Source organism: Kitasatospora sp. NPDC085879, assembly GCF_040686255.1.
Lineage (GTDB): Bacteria > Actinomycetota > Actinomycetes > Streptomycetales > Streptomycetaceae > Kitasatospora.
Window position 1 is genome coordinate 96,077 of sequence record NZ_JBFBJZ010000027.1, and the last position, 16,990, is coordinate 113,066.

Annotated in this window: 21 protein-coding genes; 12 read left to right on the forward strand and 9 right to left on the reverse strand. The window is 73.6% G+C overall.

What is annotated here, in order from left to right; translation table 11 throughout:
• Nucleotides 1-24: 24 nt before the first annotated feature.
• The 3 genes from AB0P35_RS21400 to AB0P35_RS21410 form a co-directional block, all read right to left on the reverse strand.
• Entirely contained in the window at nucleotides 25-564 is a 540-nt protein-coding gene (locus AB0P35_RS21400; protein ID WP_363512704.1) for a GNAT family N-acetyltransferase, read from the reverse strand.
• A complete protein-coding gene (locus AB0P35_RS21405) occupies nucleotides 564-1,052 on the reverse strand; it encodes a GNAT family N-acetyltransferase (RefSeq protein ID WP_363512706.1) in 489 nt (162 codons plus the stop codon). Before AB0P35_RS21405 ends, AB0P35_RS21400 begins: the two co-directional genes overlap by 1 nt.
• 452 nt (nucleotides 1,053-1,504) lie before the next feature.
• Nucleotides 1,505-2,152, reverse strand: a complete 648-nt coding sequence (locus tag AB0P35_RS21410; RefSeq protein ID WP_363512708.1) for an NAD(P)H-binding protein — start codon at nucleotides 2,150-2,152, stop codon at nucleotides 1,505-1,507.
• A 298-nt stretch (nucleotides 2,153-2,450) separates the two neighbouring features.
• On the opposite strand from AB0P35_RS21410, the gene AB0P35_RS21415 reads away from it, so the two are divergent.
• Nucleotides 2,451-2,831 (forward strand): helix-turn-helix domain-containing protein, encoded by a 381-nt coding sequence (locus AB0P35_RS21415; protein WP_257019331.1) that lies wholly within the window; start codon nucleotides 2,451-2,453, stop codon nucleotides 2,829-2,831.
• Nucleotides 2,828-3,358 (forward strand): DinB family protein, encoded by a 531-nt coding sequence (locus AB0P35_RS21420; protein ID WP_095874696.1) that lies wholly within the window; start codon nucleotides 2,828-2,830, stop codon nucleotides 3,356-3,358. Before AB0P35_RS21415 ends, AB0P35_RS21420 begins: the two co-directional genes overlap by 4 nt.
• Before the next feature lie 84 nt (nucleotides 3,359-3,442).
• On the opposite strand, the gene AB0P35_RS21425 is transcribed toward AB0P35_RS21420, so the two are convergent.
• The 3 genes from AB0P35_RS21425 to AB0P35_RS21435 form a co-directional block, all read right to left on the reverse strand.
• Nucleotides 3,443-4,525, reverse strand: coding sequence for a DUF2332 domain-containing protein (locus tag AB0P35_RS21425; protein WP_363512711.1), 1,083 nt, complete (start codon nucleotides 4,523-4,525; stop codon nucleotides 3,443-3,445).
• A gap of 107 nt (nucleotides 4,526-4,632) precedes the next feature.
• Complete coding sequence (locus tag AB0P35_RS21430; RefSeq protein ID WP_144298692.1) at nucleotides 4,633-5,022, reverse strand: hypothetical protein; 390 nt, start codon at nucleotides 5,020-5,022, stop codon at nucleotides 4,633-4,635.
• 248 nt (nucleotides 5,023-5,270) lie between these two features.
• Nucleotides 5,271-5,636, reverse strand: coding sequence for a hypothetical protein (locus AB0P35_RS21435; RefSeq protein ID WP_363512714.1), 366 nt, complete (start codon nucleotides 5,634-5,636; stop codon nucleotides 5,271-5,273).
• Here AB0P35_RS21435 and AB0P35_RS21440 point away from each other — a divergent pair.
• A complete protein-coding gene (locus AB0P35_RS21440) occupies nucleotides 5,616-6,590 on the forward strand; it encodes a cation diffusion facilitator family transporter (RefSeq protein WP_363512717.1) in 975 nt (324 codons plus the stop codon). The genes AB0P35_RS21435 and AB0P35_RS21440 overlap by 21 nt on opposite strands.
• 178 nt (nucleotides 6,591-6,768) lie before the next feature.
• Nucleotides 6,769-7,665 (forward strand): hypothetical protein, encoded by an 897-nt coding sequence (locus AB0P35_RS21445; protein ID WP_363512720.1) that lies wholly within the window; start codon nucleotides 6,769-6,771, stop codon nucleotides 7,663-7,665.
• Here AB0P35_RS21445 and AB0P35_RS21450 read toward each other — a convergent pair.
• Entirely contained in the window at nucleotides 7,640-8,440 is an 801-nt protein-coding gene (locus AB0P35_RS21450; protein ID WP_363512723.1) for a hypothetical protein, read from the reverse strand. The genes AB0P35_RS21445 and AB0P35_RS21450 overlap by 26 nt on opposite strands.
• Before the next feature lie 316 nt (nucleotides 8,441-8,756).
• Between AB0P35_RS21450 and AB0P35_RS21455 the strand changes: the two genes are divergently transcribed.
• The gene (locus AB0P35_RS21455) at nucleotides 8,757-9,785 is read left to right on the forward strand and encodes a hypothetical protein (protein ID WP_363512726.1); all 1,029 of its coding nucleotides are present in this window, start codon (nucleotides 8,757-8,759) and stop codon (nucleotides 9,783-9,785) included.
• Nucleotides 9,786-9,829: 44 nt separating this feature from the next.
• On the opposite strand, the gene AB0P35_RS21460 is transcribed toward AB0P35_RS21455, so the two are convergent.
• Both AB0P35_RS21460 and AB0P35_RS21465 read right to left on the reverse strand, forming a co-directional pair.
• Complete coding sequence (locus tag AB0P35_RS21460) at nucleotides 9,830-10,417, reverse strand: nicotinamidase (RefSeq protein ID WP_363512729.1); 588 nt, start codon at nucleotides 10,415-10,417, stop codon at nucleotides 9,830-9,832.
• A 192-nt stretch (nucleotides 10,418-10,609) separates the two neighbouring features.
• Nucleotides 10,610-11,938, reverse strand: coding sequence for a nicotinate phosphoribosyltransferase (locus AB0P35_RS21465; RefSeq protein WP_363512732.1), 1,329 nt, complete (start codon nucleotides 11,936-11,938; stop codon nucleotides 10,610-10,612).
• Between the two features lie 150 nt (nucleotides 11,939-12,088).
• On the opposite strand from AB0P35_RS21465, the gene clpS reads away from it, so the two are divergent.
• The 7 genes from clpS (at nucleotide 12,089) to AB0P35_RS21500 (ending at nucleotide 16,884) form a co-directional block, all read left to right on the forward strand.
• Nucleotides 12,089-12,382 carry an ATP-dependent Clp protease adapter ClpS gene (gene clpS, locus AB0P35_RS21470; RefSeq protein ID WP_363512735.1) on the forward strand — a complete coding sequence of 98 codons (294 nt, stop codon included), beginning with the start codon at nucleotides 12,089-12,091 and terminating at the stop codon, nucleotides 12,380-12,382.
• Between the two features lie 114 nt (nucleotides 12,383-12,496).
• Entirely contained in the window at nucleotides 12,497-13,072 is a 576-nt protein-coding gene (locus tag AB0P35_RS21475) for a DUF2017 domain-containing protein (protein ID WP_363512738.1), read from the forward strand.
• Nucleotides 13,073-13,301: 229 nt separating this feature from the next.
• On the forward strand, nucleotides 13,302-14,744 hold the full coding sequence (locus tag AB0P35_RS21480; protein WP_363512741.1) for an amino acid permease: 1,443 nt from the start codon (nucleotides 13,302-13,304) through the stop codon (nucleotides 14,742-14,744).
• 112 nt (nucleotides 14,745-14,856) lie between these two features.
• Entirely contained in the window at nucleotides 14,857-15,288 is a 432-nt protein-coding gene (locus AB0P35_RS21485; RefSeq protein WP_095874707.1) for a M67 family metallopeptidase, read from the forward strand.
• A gap of 138 nt (nucleotides 15,289-15,426) precedes the next feature.
• The gene (locus AB0P35_RS21490; RefSeq protein WP_344626806.1) at nucleotides 15,427-15,543 is read left to right on the forward strand and encodes a putative leader peptide; all 117 of its coding nucleotides are present in this window, start codon (nucleotides 15,427-15,429) and stop codon (nucleotides 15,541-15,543) included.
• Between the two features lie 94 nt (nucleotides 15,544-15,637).
• Nucleotides 15,638-15,916, forward strand: coding sequence for a MoaD/ThiS family protein (locus AB0P35_RS21495; RefSeq protein WP_095874708.1), 279 nt, complete (start codon nucleotides 15,638-15,640; stop codon nucleotides 15,914-15,916).
• Entirely contained in the window at nucleotides 15,916-16,884 is a 969-nt protein-coding gene (locus AB0P35_RS21500) for a cysteine synthase (RefSeq protein WP_363512746.1), read from the forward strand. The genes AB0P35_RS21495 and AB0P35_RS21500 overlap by 1 nt, the downstream gene beginning before the upstream one ends.
• Nucleotides 16,885-16,990 lie beyond the last annotated feature (106 nt).

The following is a 16,990-nucleotide window of genomic DNA, read 5'->3' on the forward strand; positions in this document are numbered from 1 at the left end:
CGGCCGCCGCGCGGTGGCCGGAGGTCAGAGCTTGAGGTACATGACCAGCAGGTCGACGTAGCCGAGTTCGGCGTGCCGGAAGCCCTCGGGCACGGTGCCGATGACCTCGAAGCCCAGCGACTTCCACAGGGCCACGGCCCGGCTGTTGGTGGCGACGACCGCGTTGTACTGGATGGCGCGGTAGCCGTCGGCGCGGGCCTGGGCGATCACGTGCTCGCCGAGGGCCCGACCCACGCCGCGCCGCGAGTGGCGCGGGTCGACCATGAAGCCGGCGTTGGCGATGTGCGAGCCGGGACCGCCCTGGTTGGGGTGGGTCTCGGCGGTGCCGAGGACGGTGCCGTCCGCGTCCACGGCGACGACCGTGCGGCCGGGCGGCCGGTGGAGCCACATGTCGCGGGCGTCGGACTCGGCGATGTCCCGGGGCCAGGTGTAGGTGTCGCCAGCGGCCACGATGTCCCGCAGGAACGGCCAGATGGCGGGCCAGTCGGCTGCGGTCGCGGCACGAATGGCGAGGCCCGGCAGGGCGCTCCGCTCGGCCTGCGCCGTGCCACCGGATTCGATCATCAAAGCTCCTTCGACAGCCATACCTCGGCGTACGGGTCGTCGCCGTAGGGATCGGTCGGGTGGTACCCCAGGCTCGCGTAGAGCGCGATCGCCTCGGTGAGGTCGCGGCGGGTGTTGAGCAGCATCCGTGTCAACCCGCGCGCCCGCGCGGCGTCCTCCGCGGCACCGACCAGCCGCCGCCCGGCACCGCCGCGGCGGGCCGAGCGCGTGACGAACACCCGGGTCAGCTCGCCGGTGTCCGCCGAGAGCCAGCGGACTCCCGCGCAGGCCACCGGCGAACCCCCGGCTCTGGCGAGCAGGAAGACGCCGCGGCCGTCGCCCAGATCGGAGCCCTCTCCGGCCTCGTGGGCGATCTCAGCGGTCTCGGCCGGCCTCCCGTAGTACCGGCTGATCAGCTCGTCCAGGTACGCGTGCAGCACCGAGCGCGCGTCGGGATCGTCGAGCGGTGCGGGCGCGATGGACCAGGTGTCGGGGGCAGGCACGTTCACCTCGCCATTCTGGGCGGACGCCCTCGGTCGAGTGCAACGCATTTTCGCCGCCCGGACCGGAGCCGCTGCCCCGCCGCGACAGGCTCCGGTGCCCGCGGGGCACGCGCCCTTTCACTCGAACGAGGGGCGGGAGCGAGGGTTATCCACAGGCAGCGGGACAGGTTCGGCCGGCGCGCTCGGACCGTGCTGCCATGGGGGCCATGAACGCACACCGTGTACGGCCGTACCCCTCCTCGTCCCTCGGCGCGGGGCACCGCGCTGCTGCCGGGTTCGGCGCACGCTCCGGCGCCGCGCCCTCGACCACCCGCGGACGGGCGGGGCCGAGCGCCCCCGACCGGCCACCACCGGGCCGGCCTCGACACGTCGTCAGAACGGCTGCGGAGACCGGCGCGACCGACCCTCGTGTTCCTCGCCGGCATCCGCACCGGCACCCGCACCGGCACGGTCTGCGCCTACGCCCAGACGCTGACCTGCTCGCGGTGGTGGGCCGGCCGGGTCACCTCGTCCACGACGGCAAGGGCGAGGTCGGCGTGCGAGATCCAGCCGCCGCCCTCGGGCAGGACGGGGCCTCCGATCCGGTAGCGGCCGGTCCGGGCGCCGTCGTGCCCGAGCTCCATCGGCGGGGTGACCACCACCCAGTCGAGCGTCGACGGGGCCTCGGAGAGGACCTCCAGAGCGGCGCTGTGTCCGAGCGAGAAGGCCCGGTACTCGGCCGGGAACCCGGTCCCGTCGTGCACCGGCACACCGGGCGCGGTCGCCAGTGTGGTGGCCACCCCGACGGAGACCAGCCGGCCGACGCCGGCCAGGCCGAGACCGGCCACCAGCCCGGTCGTGGTGGCGCGGTAGAAGTCGACGGACGGCACATCGGCCCGGTACAGCGACCCGACGGCCGCATCGTGCCCGGCTGCGACGGCGGCGACGGCCTCCCTGTCCGCGGCGTCGCATGCGGCCAGTGCGACTCCGGGGCCGGCCAGGTCGGCGTGCCGTCCCGGCGAGCGGACGGCGGCGGTCACCTCGATGCCCCGCGCAACGGCCTCCGCCACCACGGCCCGCCCTACCCGACCACCGGCTCCGAACACCACGACACGCACCACGACCACCCCTGTCCGAGTCCGCGGCCGACGCGGTCGCCGGCCCCGGCGGTGACGGTAGGACAGGTGGTACCGGTTACTTCAACGGAACCGGCGCCGCCCTCAGTACGGTCGGAGCATGACCTCCGGCCACTCCTCGGTTTCCACTGCGTCCTCGCCGTCCTCGGTCGCGCCTGGTGCGCCTGGTGCGCCTGGTGCGCCACCCGCGCCGCCAGCGCCGGGCTCGTCGGACGGACGGTCTCCGGTGCTTCCCCCGCTCTCGGCGGACTTCTTCGGCGACTGCGGCGACGGCGATGCGCGTCCGCCGATCCGCGGCACCGAGAAATGGGGCTGGAAGATCATGCGCTGCCTGGAGGCAGGGCCGCGCCGGTTCTCCGAGCTGAAGGTGCCCCTGGTCGGGATCACCCCCAAGGTGCTGGCCGAGTCGCTGCGCGCCCTGGAGCGCGACGGAGTGGTGGCCCGTACCGCCTACGCGGAGCACCCGCCCCGGGTGGAGTACGCCCTCACACCGCTCGGCCGGTCCCTCTTCGGGCCGATCGACGCCGCCTGCGCCTGGACGCGCGAGCACCTGCACGAGATCCGTGCGGCCCGTGCGGCGTACGGCGCGGCGGATGGCAGCATCTTGGCGCCCACTGGCGTTCCCGCCTCTGGTGGGGCGGGAACGGCGGGCGGCATCCTGGGTGCATGATCACTCCTGACACCAAGGACTGGACCTGGGTCCTCGAGCGTTCCTGTGACGACTGCGGGCTGGACACCCCGGCCGTGGTCCGCGAGGACGTTCCGGGCATGGTGCGCGCCAACGCCGCCGAGTGGCAGCGGCTGCTCGCCGCGGACCCGGCCGGGCTGCGGCGCCGCCCGCAGCCCGACGTCTGGTCCACGCTGGAGTACGCCTGCCACGTCCGGGACGTCTTCCGGCTCTTCGAGCGCCGGCTCGACCTGATGCTCACCCAGGACGCCCCGGCCTTCGCCAACTGGGACCAGGACGAGACCGCAATCGCCGAGCGCTACGCCGAGCAGGACCCGGCCACCGTGAGCGTCGACCTGGCCGCCGCGGCCGAACAGTTGGCGCAGTCCTTCGCCCAGGTGTCGGGCGAGCAGTGGCAGCGAACCGGGCTCCGGAGCGACGGCGCCCGCTTCACGGTGGAGACGTTCGCGCAGTACCTGATCCACGACCCGGTGCACCACCTGTACGACGTCACGGGTATCCGCCTCTGACTCACCCGACCACCTGTGGCCGGCCTCGACCACAGTCGGACCGCGGCCTGGCCGGCCCGGTCTGGCCAGCCCGGTCCGGCCGCCTCAGCCCAGCTTCCAGCCGGGTTCGGCGGGCCAGGCGGGCAGTCCGTGCGGGACGGCCTCGGCGAGCACCTCGACCGGGCCCTCACCGTCGCGGACGGCGAGGACGAACCGGTGCGCACCTTCGATCCGCCGTGGTTCGAAGGCGATGTGGACGAAGGGCGCCGTGGGGGAGGAGGACGCGGCCAGTCGCGCCAACTCCGCCTCGACCCGCGCCCATTCCTCCGCCGGGACGTACTGGCGCATGATCGAGTGCCAGACCACGGTGAGTGCCCCCTCCGCGACCTCCGCGCCGGCCAGGAACTCACCGGCGCCCATCGCCTCGACCCGGGTGGGCACCTCTGCCGCCAGCCGGAGCGCGCCCTCCAGGCGGGCCGTCCGGGCCGGCTGGTCCGCCCATACATAGGCGCGCAGCGCGAGCGAGCCGTCCGCCGACCGGGGGTCGATCGGCGTGAGGTCGCAGCCCCGGCGTTCGACGAAGGTGAGCGGCTCGGCCCGGGCGGGCAGCCAGACGGGCGGCGCGTCGCGCCAGGCGTCCGGCAGCTGCACCGGCGAGTCGGCGGGTCCGCAGGAGTATCCGGGGGAGGAGCAGTGGAAGAGGTCAGCCAGCTGGTTGAGGCCGGCGCTGGAGCCCAGCTCGAGCAGCCGGACCGGCATGCGGCGCTCGCCCAGGGTGTGCAGCAGACCCGCGATCAGGAGGTTGGACCGGCCGACCTCGTTGGTCTGCGGCGGCCGGGTGAGCCAGTCCCGCACCCACGGCAGGTTCTCCGCCACGACCTGCCGGAATGCCGGCCAGGCGGCGTCCGGCCGCGCGGGATCGGTGCTGCCACCGGCGCTCGGGTAGTGCACGGCGAGGGCCGGTGCCCGGCCGGTGAGGACCAGGGCGTGGACCCCGCCCATCAGGCGCAGCGCGACGGCCTGCGGCCCGGCCACGTCCTCGTGGCCGGCGGCGGCGGCCGCGCAGGGCCCGCCGTCGCGGATGTCGGTCGCGGCGTGCCGCAGCAGGGCGGCGTACAGCGGGGAGCCGAGTTCGGCGCAGGCGGTGGCCTGCCGTTCGAACACGGCTACGGTGTGCTCGATGGACACGTGGGTTCTCCGTCCGGTCGACTGGAGATCATCATTCGCCCGGACCGCACCGCCCGGCAGTAGGTCCACCGGTGATTCGGATCACCGGGGTCGCGCAGCGCCGGCGGTCACCACTCCTGGGGCATCCGGCGCAGCGCGTGGCGGAGCTGCCCGGCGACGCTGGCGGTCTCCGCGCCCACCACGTCGGCGATCTCCGGCGCTGCCAGGCCCACCACGTAGTGCAGGATGGCCAGATCCTCGTCGGCCGGCGCGGGACGGTGCTCGGCGAGCGGCTCGCTGTTCGGGCGCTCGCACTCGGCGACCGTGCTCCGCAGGATCTGCCAGGCGATCGCGGTCGGATTGGAGCTGCCCAGGACCTCGGGCCACACCTGGGCGAGCGTGCGGAACGCCTGGTCGACCACCCGGCCGGCGGTACCGGGCTCGTGGAACCAGACCCGCGCAAAACTCAGATAACGAGGGCGGTGCAGTTCGCAGAACGCCGTGAATTCCAGAGGCATGGCGGCCAGACCGGTGTCGGCTGCGGGGCTGATCGATGCTACGGCAGGGACATGACGATCAGTCACATCAGCCTCTCGATCTGGTTGCGTCGGAAGGGTAGCCCGGTGCTCACTCTAGGCCCTCGCGCGGCTGCTTTGGGTGACAAGTCCCGTCGAGATGTGGGGAACGGGCCTGGCCGTCCGGCGATGTGACGGTCAATCAGTCAGCCGCTCGGGGTGTCCGGCAGGTGCGAGGGTATCGCACCTGGTCAGGGAGGGTAGGACGGTAGTGGCTGCAGCGGGGTTGATGTGCGACCGTGGGGCGCATGACGGATCTGGCGCATCCATCCGATCACCCGCACACTTCGCGGGACGCGCGCTCCCGCGACACGCACGGGAGCGGAACGGCCCCCGAAGGCCACACGCACGATCACGGCCACGACCCAGGCCACCCCCACGAGCACCACCGCCACCCCGAACACCACCAGGACGATCACCGGCACGACGAGCATCACCACAGTCACGACCACGACGGCCGGCACCACCACACCCACGGCCACACCCACGGCCACACCCACGGCCACACGCGAGGCCGTCCCCACGGCCGGGACGGCGTGCTCGCCCGGCTCGGCCATCTGCTGCGTCCGCACTCCCACCACGCCTCCGACAAGGTCGACGAGGCGATGGAGACCTCGGCCGACGGACTGCGGACCCTGTGGATCTCTCTCCTCGTCCTCGTCGCCACCGCCGCCCTGCAGGCGGGCGTGGTGATGCTCTCGGACTCGGTCGCACTCCTCGGTGACACCGTGCACAACGTCGCGGACGCGCTGACCGCCGTTCCGCTCGGTCTCGCCTTCCTCCTCGGCCGCCGTGCCGCGAACCGCAGCTACACCTATGGCTACGGACGGGCCGAGGACCTCGCAGGCGTGGCCGTGGTGGCCACCGTCGCGGCGTCCGCCGTACTGGCCGCCGTGACCGCCGTCGACCGGCTGCTCCACCCACAACCGGTCAGCCATGTCTGGGCGGTGGCGGTTGCGGCGGTGGTGGGCTGCCTGGGCAACGAGTGGGTGGCACGTTACCGCATCCGCACCGGCCGCCGGATCGGTTCGGCCGCGCTGGTCGCGGACGGCATCCACGCACGCGCCGACGGCCTCACCTCGCTGGCCGTCCTGCTCGGCGCGGGCGGCTCCGCACTGGGCTGGCGGGCTGCGGATCCGCTGGTCGGGTTGGTGATCACCGCCGCGATACTGGCGGTACTGCGCAGCTCCGTCCGGGAGGTCGGCCGCCGGTTGATGGACGGCGTCGAGCCCGCGCTGGTGGACGCCGCCGAGCGCGGGTTGCGGGACGTGGAGGGCGTGCGCGCGGTCGGCGCGCTGCGGATGCGCTGGGTGGGCCACGCCCTCCGGGCGGAGGCGGACGTGGCCGTCGACGGGACGCTCACCGTGGCCGAGGGCCACCGGGTCGCGGAGGCCGCCGAACGAGCACTGAAGCGGGCCGTGCCCCGGCTCGTCGCCGTCACCGTGCACATCGACACCGTCGAGCCCGAGACGGCGACGGCCGACCCGGAGCTACGGGCCGCCCTGCCCTGATCCTGCCCACCCTGACACCCGCGCGCCCTGACACCCGCCCGGCGGGCGCCCGCCGTGGCCTCCGCCGCGGCGGGCGGAGGCCGAAAAAAATCCCTGATCGTGTATCAGGGTGGCGTCCGGGCAAGGTCCGGGCTCTCACCGATGTCGGCCGAAATTTTCGCGCGGCAGGCTGGCCGACATGGAAATCGACGCCACCACCATGCCGCGCACCGACCACCGATGCCCCTCGGACCCCGTCGGGACGGTTGCCGTCGGGACGGGCCGTGCGGGCCGCGGCCGGACCCGCCGCGCCGGGCTCGCAGCCGTCGCCGCCCTCGCGGCCACCGGGCTCGCCCTGGCCGTCCCTGCCGCGGCCCACGCCGCCGACGCCGCACCTTCCGGTCCGTCCGGCGCTGCCACGGCCACCGTCAGGGCCAGCGCCGCCTCCGCGGCCCGGACCCCGGAGGCGGAACTGGCCGCGCTGGAGGCCGGCTACGCCGACTGCCCCGAACTCCCGCAGGGCGTCGACCCGGCCCGCTGGCGGTGCGAGGTGCACCTGGCCACCCCGCGGCTGCGCCTCGGCGCCGCCGACCTGCCCGTCCTGCACCCGATCCTGATGGTGCACGCCGAGGGCCCGTTGGCGGACGGCACGCCCGGGCAGGTCTGGGGCGGCTGGCACAGCGGCGGCCCGACCGCGGTGCCGGGCGGCTTGACCGGCACCCCGGCGGGCGACCGCAGCCCACTGCTGGGTCTGGCCGTGGAGGCCGAGTACGGCGGTGCCTCCGACTTCTACACCGGCACCATGGACATGCGCTTCCGGCTGTCCGGGCCGCTGCTGCCGCACGGCTGCACGGTCGGCCGGAGCACCCCGGTGTCGATGCACTTCCAGCGGGCGGGTTCCTCGGAGTGGGTCTCGCGGAACCCGCCGCTGATCCACTTCTCGGCGTACGACGACACGTTCGCCGTCCCCGCGCCGGAGGGCTGCGGCCCGCTCACCGGGCTGCTGTCCCGTCGGCTCGGCCTTCCGGTGGCGGGCGGCAACCTGCTGTCCTACGACGCGAGTTACACCTTCAGGACGTACGACCGGCTGCACTGACGCCGGCCCCGGCGGTCCGCCGGCCGTGGCCGCCGCCGACCCGCTGCCCCGCGGCCGCCGGGACACCGGACCGCTCGCGGGCCGCCGACCCAACGCCGACCGCTCCCACGCCGACCGCTCCAACAACGGCCGCCCCGGCACCGACCGCCCCGGCGCCGGCCGGCGCCGCACCGGCCGGGCCCGGGACGGTGGCCTGTGCGGCCGCCGCGGAGGCAGCCGCCACGGAGGCGGCCGTGCCCGTGGCGCCCGCGGTGTTCGCCGCCAGTGCGGCCGCACCGGCCGCGGCCGCCGCTGCCGCCGCCGCGGCGACCGGGGCGGCGGCCTCGCGGCACGCCTGCTCCGGGATGGGCACCGCGCCCGCGGGAGCCGCCGGGACACCGTCGGGACGGGCCGCCGAGCCGTCGCCGCCCGCCGCCGGGGTCCGTCCGGTGGCCGGCTCGGTGGCCGATCCGGCGGCGCGGGTGCGGCCGAGTTCCTCGAAGGCCTCCCGGGCGGCCAGGTAGGCCTGGACGGCGGCGATGCCGTAGACCGGCTGGATCAGCTGGTGACCCTTGAAGAACGGTCGGGCGGGGGCGAACCCGGCGGCCATCACCAGGTCGCGGATCTCCGTTATCTCGGCTTCCGTGCGGGCGGTGAAGCGGACCTCCCACCCCTTCTTGTACGTGTGGCCGTCCGCGCTGCTGCGGCGGGCGAGGTCGGGCCGGCGGACGTAGCCGGGTAGACGGCCGAGGCGCAGTTGGGCGGCGCGCAGGCCGGGGATCTCGTCACGTGGCATGAGCCGATGGTAGGCAATCGGGCGGGTGCCGGTGGTCGGCGGGTGGTGCTTCACCGTATGGCCTTGGTCACGCTCGGTCAGTAAGCGCTGATCACCGGGGTGCACTCATTCCATGATCGTTGATGTACCGATTCGATGAAAAACGGATCGTCATGCCCCAAGTCCCACCTAATCCGGCATTCGAGTGAACGTCCTATACGTCGAACGGGTGAGGGTATGGGGACTTTAGGACGGAGCCGTCCCGTTTTCGCGACGGTTAGGTAACGGGTCGTCAAGTCAGGCGTGCGATTGCGGCGGCGTTGGGGAGGGTGTTCGCATGAGCTACCGGATTCCCTCCCAGCCGCTCTCGCTCGAAGAGCTGGCGCGGCGTCAGCAGAACGTGGTCACGGCGAGCCAGCTGCGGGCGCGCGGTGTGCCCTCCCGGGTGGTCACCGAGCACTGCCGCCGCGGCGGTCCGTGGCAGCGGCTGCTGCCGCGGGTCTACCTCCTCCAGGACGGCGACCCGACGCCGGAGCAGCGGATGTGGGCGGCCCTGCTCTACGCGGCGCAGAACGGTCGGGACGAGAGCGGCCGCGAGGGCGCCGTGATCACCGGCGCGGCGGCGCTCGCCCTGTACGGCTTCGCCTCGGTGCCCCGGTTGCCTGCGGTCACCGGCGTGGAGGTGCTGGTGCCGCGGCAGCGGCGGCTGAAGGACGCGGGCGCGGTCCGCATCCTGCGCACCGGGCGGGCGCTGGTGGCGCGGTCGGTGCACGGGCTCGCCTGCGCGCCGGTGGCGCGCGCGGTGGCCGACGCCGTGCGCGAGTGGACGGACACGGGGGCGTTCGACGACGGCGTGGTCCGCCCGGCGCTGCTGCGGGCCCTGCTCCGCGAGGCGGTGTCCCGCGCAGAGGGCGGCTGCACCCTGCGGGAGCTGGTGGAGGAGCTCGGCGAGGCCGGGCTGCTCGCCGAGCCGCGGGTCCGCGCCGCGCTGGACGAACTCCTCGCCGCGGAGCGGGAGTCGGTGCTCGGCCGGATCGGCGAGCTGGTGGACGAATGGCTGCTGCCCGTCCCGCTGGCCGGCCCCGAGCTGCGGATGCGCGGTGGCACCTACGTCGCGGTGCCGGACCTGTACTGGCCGGAGGCAGGCGTGGCGGTGGCCGTCGACTCCGAGCTGCGCTGCGTCAGCGAGGGCGAGGCGGCCTGGGTGCGCGGCGAGCAGCACCGGATGGAGTACCTGGGGGTGCGGGTGGTGTACGTCTCCGGTGCGCGGGTCGCCGCAGAGCCGGACGAGGTCGGCGGCGAGCTCCGCGAGGCCTTCCGGGCCGGCGGGGCGGACGTCGTCGAGCTGGTCGTCACGGACCGCTGACCGCCCCGGTCTGCCCGGCAGCCCCGGCCGCCGCGCGGCCCCGGTCAGTGCAGCACCGGAGTGCCGTTCAACTCGACACCGGCAGTGCGCAGTTCGCCAAGGGCGGCCTCGGTGGTGCCGGCCGCGACACCGGCCGTCAGGTCGAGCAGCACCCGGGTGGCGAAGCCCTCGCGGGCGGCGTCGAGCGCGGTGGCCTTCACGCAGTGGTCGGTGGCGATGCCGACCACGTCCACCTCGGTCACGCCCCGCTCGCGCAGCCAGGCGGCCAGCGTCCCGCCGTTCTCGTCGATGCCCTCGAAGCCGCTGTACGCGGCCGAGTGCGCGCCCTTGTCGAAGACCGCCTCGATCGCGCCCGAGGTGACCGAGGGCGCGAAGTTGGGGTGGAAGCCGACGCCCTCGGTGCCGGCCACGCAGTGCACGGGCCAGGAGGTGACGTAGTCCGGATCGTCGGAGAAGTGCGCCCCGGGGTCGATGTGGTGGTCGCGGGTGGCGACGATGTGCGCGTAGCCGGGGGCGGCGTCGGCGATCAGGTCGGTGATGGCGGCGGCCACTTCGGCGCCGCCGCCGACGGCCAGACTGCCGCCCTCGCAGAAGTCGTTCTGCACGTCGACGACGATCAGGGCCCGGTGCATGGCTGGCTTCTCTCGCTGTGGGGCGGTCCGCGGTGGCGGCCGCCGTCGGGGGTCGGGCGGTAGGAGGCGGTACGAGGCGGTGCGGGCGGTACGGGTGGGACGTGCGGGCGGTGTGGCGGCCGTGGTGGTGCCGAGAAGACTGTAGGGAGTGGCGCGCACGGGCGGAAGGCCCGGCGGGTGCACCCGGCGGGTTCACCCGGCGGCGGTCGCGCCGCTCAGCAGCTCGGTCACGATCACGGGCTCGCCCTTCGACAGCTGGGTGGCCGACATCGGGAGCGTGGCGCGGGCGCGCCGGTGGCGCTCGCGCGCCGCCTCCAGCGGTTCGCGCCCCACGACCTCGCCGTCGCGCACCAGCGGCACGTGCAGCAGCTGCGGCTCCAGCGGGGCGGGCACCGGGCCGGTGCCGACGACCTCGGCCTCGGCGACGCCGTCCGCGTCGGTGCGCCGGGCGGCCCACTTGCGGCCGCCGGTGCTGGTCTTGCCGCCGGCCGAGCGCTTGGCGACCGGCACCAGCGGACCGCCGGGCACGCTCTCCCGGGCGACCAGCTTGTAGACCATCGCGCAGGTCGGGTGGCCGCTGCCGGTGACCAGGCTGGTGCCCACTCCGTAGCCGTCGACCGGTGCGGCAGCGAGCGCGGCGATGGCGTACTCGTCGAGGTCGGAGGTGACGATGATCCGGGTCTTGTGCGCGCCCAGGTCGTCGAGCTGGCGGCGCACCCGGTGGGCGAGCAGCGTCAGGTCGCCGGAGTCGATGCGGACCGCCCCGAGGTCCGGCCCGGCCACGTCGACGGCGGTGCGGACGGCCTCGGCCAGGTCGTAGGTGTCGATGAGCAGCGTGGTGCCGCGGCCCATCGAGTCGATCTGGGCGGTGAAGGCCTCCCGCTCGCTGTCGTGCAGCAGGGTGAAGGCGTGTGCGGCGGTGCCGGTGGTCGGGATGCCGTGGGTGAAGCCGGCCTCCAGGTCGGAGGTGGCGCTGAAGCCGGCGATGTAGGCGGCGCGGGCGGCGGAGACGGCGGCGGCCTCGTGGGCCCGGCGGGCGCCCATCTCGATCACCGGGCGGTCGCCGGCGGCGGCGGTCATCCGGGAGGCCGCGGCGGCGATCGCCGAGTCGTAGTTGAGGATCGAGAGGATCAGCGTCTCCAGGATCACCGCCTCGGCGAAGCTGCCCTCGACGGTCAGCAGCGGCGAGCCGGGGAAGTACACCTCGCCCTCCGGGTAGCCGTGGATGTCGCCGGTGAAGCGGTAGTCGGCGAGGAAGCGCAGGGTCGCGTCGTCGACCACCTTCTGGTCGGCCAGCCAGTCCAGTTGGGGGCCGGTGAACCGGAAGTGCTCCACGGCGTCGAGGACCCGGCCGGTGCCGGCGACCACGCCGTAGCGGCGGCCGTTCGGCAGGCGGCGGGTGAACACCTCGAAGACCGATCGGCGGTGTGCGGCACCGCTGCGCAGGGCGGCCTGCAGCATGGTCAGCTCGTAGCGGTCGGTGAGCAGCGCGGTGGAGCGGTGCGCGGTGATGGCGTCCATGGTGATGATGCTACTACCACTTAGCGTCAGAGTGACGATTTCTCTTGTGTGATGTTGACCCGGATTCGCTCCGAAGTCCCCCGGATGGAAGCATGAGGGCAGGGGGAGACGCGCCTTCACCCCGGTCAGCCGCAGAGGAGAGAGCCAGTCGTGAGTGTCGCGCCGGTCGAGATCGAGCGCCCGGAGGTCGAAAGTCTGCCGGCGGTGGAACCGGACACACCGTGGGTGACGATCGTCCACAACGACCCGGTGAATCTGATGAGCTACGTCCAGTACGTGTTCCAGGCCTACTTCGGCTACCCGAAGGACAAGGCCAGGGAGCTCATGATGGAGGTGCACACCAAGGGGCGTGCCGTCGTCTCCAGCGGCACCCGCGAGGAGATGGAGCGCGACGTGCAGGCGATGCACGGCTACGGGCTCTGGGCCACCCTCCAGCACGACTGACCGCCCGGGCGGGCATCGTGCGTCCGGCCGGCGGGGCCCTGGCCCCGGCGCGTACGGCGACACCGATCGACACCAAGACCGAAGACCAATGCGGACGGGGCTGATTCAGGACTCATGGCTGGCTTGTTCGAGAGCGCCGGCGAGGGCGCCGCGGCGATCGCGCTCGACGAGGTGGAGGCATCCATCCTCCGATCGCTGGAGGTGCAGATGCTGGAGCTGATCGGCCCCGGCCCGGGGGGCGTCTCCGAGGACCCGCTGGCCGCGCTCTTCGCCGACGGGCCGACCGAGGCGCCGGCCGACCCCGCGCTGGCCCGGCTCTTCCCCGACGCGTACGGCGAGCCGGGCGAGCCCGCCGACACGGAGACCCGGGCGATGGCGGGCGAGTTCCGCCGCTACACCGAGCTGGACCTGCGGGCCCGCAAGCGCGAGGACGCGCTGAGCGTGGTCCGCGCGCTGGACGGGCTCGGCGGCGACGGCGGCGTGCTGACCGTCCCGGCCGCGGACTGCCCGCGCTGGCTCGGCGCCCTCAACGACCTGCGCCTCACCCTCGGTTCCCGGCTGGACGTCACCGAGGACGACGAGGAGGGCCTGTACGGCCTGCCCGACAGCGACCCGCGCAAGCCGCTGGTGATGGCCTACCTCTGGCTGGGTGGCATGCAGGAGTCGCTGTTGGAGGCCATGGCCGGCTGACTCCCCGGCTGACTCCCCGGCGGTCCCCGGCCCTTCTCCGGCGGTTCCCCGACCGGCCCGGGCGTCCCGAGCCCCCGTGTCCATCATGTGGACACGGGGGCTCGGCATTTCGGTCATAGGTGTCGGAATCCGGACATGGCATGCTCAATTAACGCTCAGATGGACACCGGTATCCGGGCGTGGCGTGGTACGACTTCACCCTCCCCACGAACCCGAGGACGGTACGCCCATGGCCGATCAGCGCTACGACGAGGTGATCGACACCGAGCCGGACGAGGAGGGCTACGCCCGCGGGCTGGGCAGCCGCCAGATCCAGATGATCGCCATCGGCGGCGCGATCGGCACCGGCCTCTTCCTCGGAGCCGGCACGGCGATCTCCAAGGCCGGCCCCAGCCTGATCCTCAGTTATGCGGTGGCCGGCCTGGTGATCTTCGTCATCATGCGTGCGCTCGGCGAACTCCTCACCTACCGCCCGGTCTCCGGCAGCTTCTCGGAGTACGCCCGGGAGTTCCTCGGCCCGTTCGCCGGCTTCGTCACCGGCTGGACGTACTGGCTGTTCTGGGTGGTCACCGGCATGGCCGAGACCACCGCGGCCGCCGTCTACGTGCGGTACTGGGCTCCCGGTGTCCCGCAGTGGGCCAGTGCGCTGGCCTTCCTGGTGCTGCTCTACGGCGCCAACCTGATCTCGGTGAAGCTCTTCGGCGAGATCGAGTTCTGGTTCTCGATGGTCAAGGTCACCGCCATCCTCGGCATGATCCTGATCGGCGTCGGCGTGCTCACCCTCGGCTTCTCGGACGCCGGCGACACCGCCTCGGTCACCCACCTGTGGGCCGACGGCGGCTTCTTCCCCAAGGGCGTCGGCGCAACCGTGATGACCCTTCAGATCGTCATGTTCGCCTACCTCGGCGTCGAACTGGTCGGCGTCACCGCCGGCGAGAGCGAGGACCCGGCCCGCACCCTGCCGCGCGCCATCAACACCCTGCCCTGGCGGATCGCGCTGTTCTACATCGGCGCCCTGGTGATCATCCTCTCGCTCGTCCCGTGGCAGGAGTTCGCGCCCGGCGTCAGCCCGTTCGTCGCCGCCTTCGAGAAGGTCGGCATCCCGGCCGGCGCCTCCGTCATCAACTTCGTGGTGCTCACCGCCGCCCTCTCCTCCTGCAACTCCGGCATGTACTCCACCGGCCGGATGCTCCGCGACCTCGCGCTGCGCGGCCAGGCCCCCGGCCGGCTCACCACGCTCAACTCCCGCCGCACCCCTGCCGCCGCGATCACCGTCTCCTGCCTGCTCATGGGCGTCGGCGTGGTGCTCAACTACCTCGCCCCGGCGAAGGCCTTCGAGTACGTGACCTCGGTCGCCACCGTCTGCGGCCTGTGGACCTGGGCGGTCATCCTGGTCGCCCAGATCCGCTACCGCCGCGCCTGGCAGGACGGCCGGCTGCCCGCCCCCACCTTCAAGGCCCCCGGCGGCAGCTGGCCGAGCCGGCTCGCGCTCGCCTTCCTCGTCCTGGTCGTCGTCCTGATCGGCTTCGACGAGGACGCCCGGATCTCGCTGTACGTCTTCCCGGTCTGGGCCGCCCTGCTGACCGCCGGCTACCTGGTGCTCGCCCGCATCCGCCCCGAGGCCGTGCAGGGGCAGGGCCGCGAGCATCTGGACGCGGGCGTCGGACGCTGACCGCGAGGCGTCCGCCGGGCTGCCCACGAGGCGTCCGCCGGGTGTCCGGCAGTCGAGACGTCGGTCGGTCCCGGGCCCTGGCCCGGGACCGGCGCTGGCTATCCTGGCCCGCATGCTGACCATCACCCGAGAACTGCGCGACCGCATCGTGGCCCACGCCCGCGCCGACCACCCGGACGAGGCCTGCGGCGTGGTCGCAGGGCCCGAGGGCAGCGGCCGTCCCGAGCGGTTCGTCCCGATGCTCAACGCGGCCCGCTCGCCCACCTTCTACGAGTTCGACTCCGGCGACCTGCTCAAGCTGTACCGCGAGATGGACGACCGCGACGAGGTGCCGGTGATCGTCTACCACTCGCACACCGCCACCGAGGCCTACCCCTCGCGCACCGACGTCAGCTACGCCTCCGAGCCCGAGGCGCACTACGTGCTGGTCTCCACCGCCGAGGGCAACGGCGAGGACGACCCCTACGAGTTCCGCTCGTTCCGCATCGTGGACGGTGTGATCACGGAGGAAGACGTGCAGGTCGTGGAGGAGTACCCCGCCTGACCGGCGGCTCCGGCGCCGAACCCGCCGACCGGCCGCGACCGGCCGGCGACGGGGTGCCGTCTCGGCATGGGAAACGAAACCATCCGGATCGCGAGACGTGGATGCCGTAGCGGGGGCGGGAATCTATACGATGAGCCCATGCGTTCCGTCGATGTGACCAACCAGGCCCCAGGCATCCGCCTCGTGGCGCGCCTGCACGTCGACCTGTGCCGGCTCGCCAGCGCGATCTGTCCCGGTACCGCCGACGCCCACTGACTCGGCACCGCCAGCCCGCCCCGGCCGCCCCGGGGCCCACCCCTGCCGCGCCGCGTGCGGCGGCCCACCCGACCCACTCCACAGGAGCGCAGCCATGGCCATCGAGGTCCGCATCCCGACCATCCTCCGCCCGTACACCGACGGCGCCAAGGCCGTCGAAGGCACCGGCAACAACCTCGGCGAGCTGTTCCAGGACCTCGACAGCCGCCACCCCGGCATCGCCGAGCGCCTCCTCGACGCCGGCGAGCTGCGCCGCTTCGTGAACGTCTACCTGAACGACGAGGACGTCCGCTTCCTCGAGGGCATCAGCACCGCCGTCGCCGACGGCGACAGCGTCACCATCCTCCCCGCCGTCGCCGGCGGCATGAAGTAATGCGCTACGACAGCCCCCTGGAGGCCGTCGGCAACACCCCGCTGGTACGGCTGCCGCGCATGTCGGCAGCCGTGCCCGGCAACGCCGACGGCCTGGTGAGCCTGTGGGCCAAGCTGGAGGACCGCAACCCCACCGGCTCGATCAAGGACCGTCCGGCCCTGCACATGATCGAGCGCGCCGAGGCCGACGGCAGGCTCACCCCGGGCTGCACCATCCTCGAGCCCACCAGCGGCAACACCGGCATCTCCCTCGCCATGGCGGCCAAGCTCAAGGGCTACCGCATGGTGTGCGTCATGCCGGAGAACACCAGCGAGGAGCGGCGCGAGCTGCTCCGCATGTGGGGCGCCGAGATCATCCCCTCGCCGGCCGCCGGCGGCTCCAACACCGCCGTGCGGATCGCCAAGGAGATCGCCGCCGAGCACCCCGACTGGGTCATGCTCTACCAGTACGGCAACCCCGACAACGCCGGCGCGCACTACGCCGGCACCGGCCCCGAGATCCTCGCCGACCTGCCGACCGTCACCCACTTCGTGGCCGGCCTCGGCACCACCGGCACCCTGATGGGCGTCGGCCGCTACCTGCGCGAGAAGGTCCCCGGCGTGCAGATCGTCGCCGCCGAGCCCCGCTACGACGACCTCGTCTACGGCCTGCGCAACCTCGACGAGGGCTTCGTCCCCGAGCTCTACGACGCCAAGGTGCTCACCACCCGGTTCAGCGTCGGCTCCGCGGACGCCGTCCGGCGCACCCGCGAGCTGCTCCAGCACGAGGGCATCTTCGCCGGCGTCTCCACCGGCGCCATCCTGCACGCCGCGATCGGCGTCGCCCGCAAGGCCGCCAAGGCCGGCGAACGGGCCGACGTGGTGTTCGTCGTCGCCGACGGCGGCTGGAAGTACCTGTCCACCGGCATCTACACCGCCGAGTCGACCGAGGCCGCGGTCGAGGCGCTGCAGGGCCAGCTCTGGGCCTGACACCCCGAGGGGGGGGGGCCCCCCCCCCGGGGGGGCCCCCCCCCCGGCCCCCCCCCCCGCCCCCCCCGCCCCCCCCCCCCCCCCCCCCCCCCCCCCCCCCCCCCCC

Coding starts and splice junctions, on each gene's coding strand:
- AB0P35_RS21400 (WP_363512704.1), bottom strand. CDS start 564: ATGATCGAATCCGGTGGCACGGCGCAGGCCGAGCGGAGCGCCCTGCCG.
- AB0P35_RS21420 (WP_095874696.1), top strand. CDS start 2,828: ATGATCACTCCTGACACCAAGGACTGGACCTGGGTCCTCGAGCGTTCC.
- AB0P35_RS21430 (WP_144298692.1), bottom strand. CDS start 5,022: ATGCCTCTGGAATTCACGGCGTTCTGCGAACTGCACCGCCCTCGTTAT.
- AB0P35_RS21435 (WP_363512714.1), bottom strand. CDS start 5,636: ATGGCCGAGCCGGGCGAGCACGCCGTCCCGGCCGTGGGGACGGCCTCG.
- AB0P35_RS21445 (WP_363512720.1), top strand. CDS start 6,769: ATGGAAATCGACGCCACCACCATGCCGCGCACCGACCACCGATGCCCC.
- AB0P35_RS21450 (WP_363512723.1), bottom strand. CDS start 8,440: ATGCCACGTGACGAGATCCCCGGCCTGCGCGCCGCCCAACTGCGCCTC.
- AB0P35_RS21455 (WP_363512726.1), top strand. CDS start 8,757: ATGAGCTACCGGATTCCCTCCCAGCCGCTCTCGCTCGAAGAGCTGGCG.
- AB0P35_RS21460 (WP_363512729.1), bottom strand. CDS start 10,417: ATGCACCGGGCCCTGATCGTCGTCGACGTGCAGAACGACTTCTGCGAG.
- AB0P35_RS21465 (WP_363512732.1), bottom strand. CDS start 11,938: ATGGACGCCATCACCGCGCACCGCTCCACCGCGCTGCTCACCGACCGC.
- AB0P35_RS21475 (WP_363512738.1), top strand. CDS start 12,497: ATGGCTGGCTTGTTCGAGAGCGCCGGCGAGGGCGCCGCGGCGATCGCG.
- AB0P35_RS21480 (WP_363512741.1), top strand. CDS start 13,302: ATGGCCGATCAGCGCTACGACGAGGTGATCGACACCGAGCCGGACGAG.
- AB0P35_RS21485 (WP_095874707.1), top strand. CDS start 14,857: ATGCTGACCATCACCCGAGAACTGCGCGACCGCATCGTGGCCCACGCC.
- AB0P35_RS21490 (WP_344626806.1), top strand. CDS start 15,427: ATGCGTTCCGTCGATGTGACCAACCAGGCCCCAGGCATCCGCCTCGTG.
- AB0P35_RS21495 (WP_095874708.1), top strand. CDS start 15,638: ATGGCCATCGAGGTCCGCATCCCGACCATCCTCCGCCCGTACACCGAC.
- AB0P35_RS21500 (WP_363512746.1), top strand. CDS start 15,916: ATGCGCTACGACAGCCCCCTGGAGGCCGTCGGCAACACCCCGCTGGTA.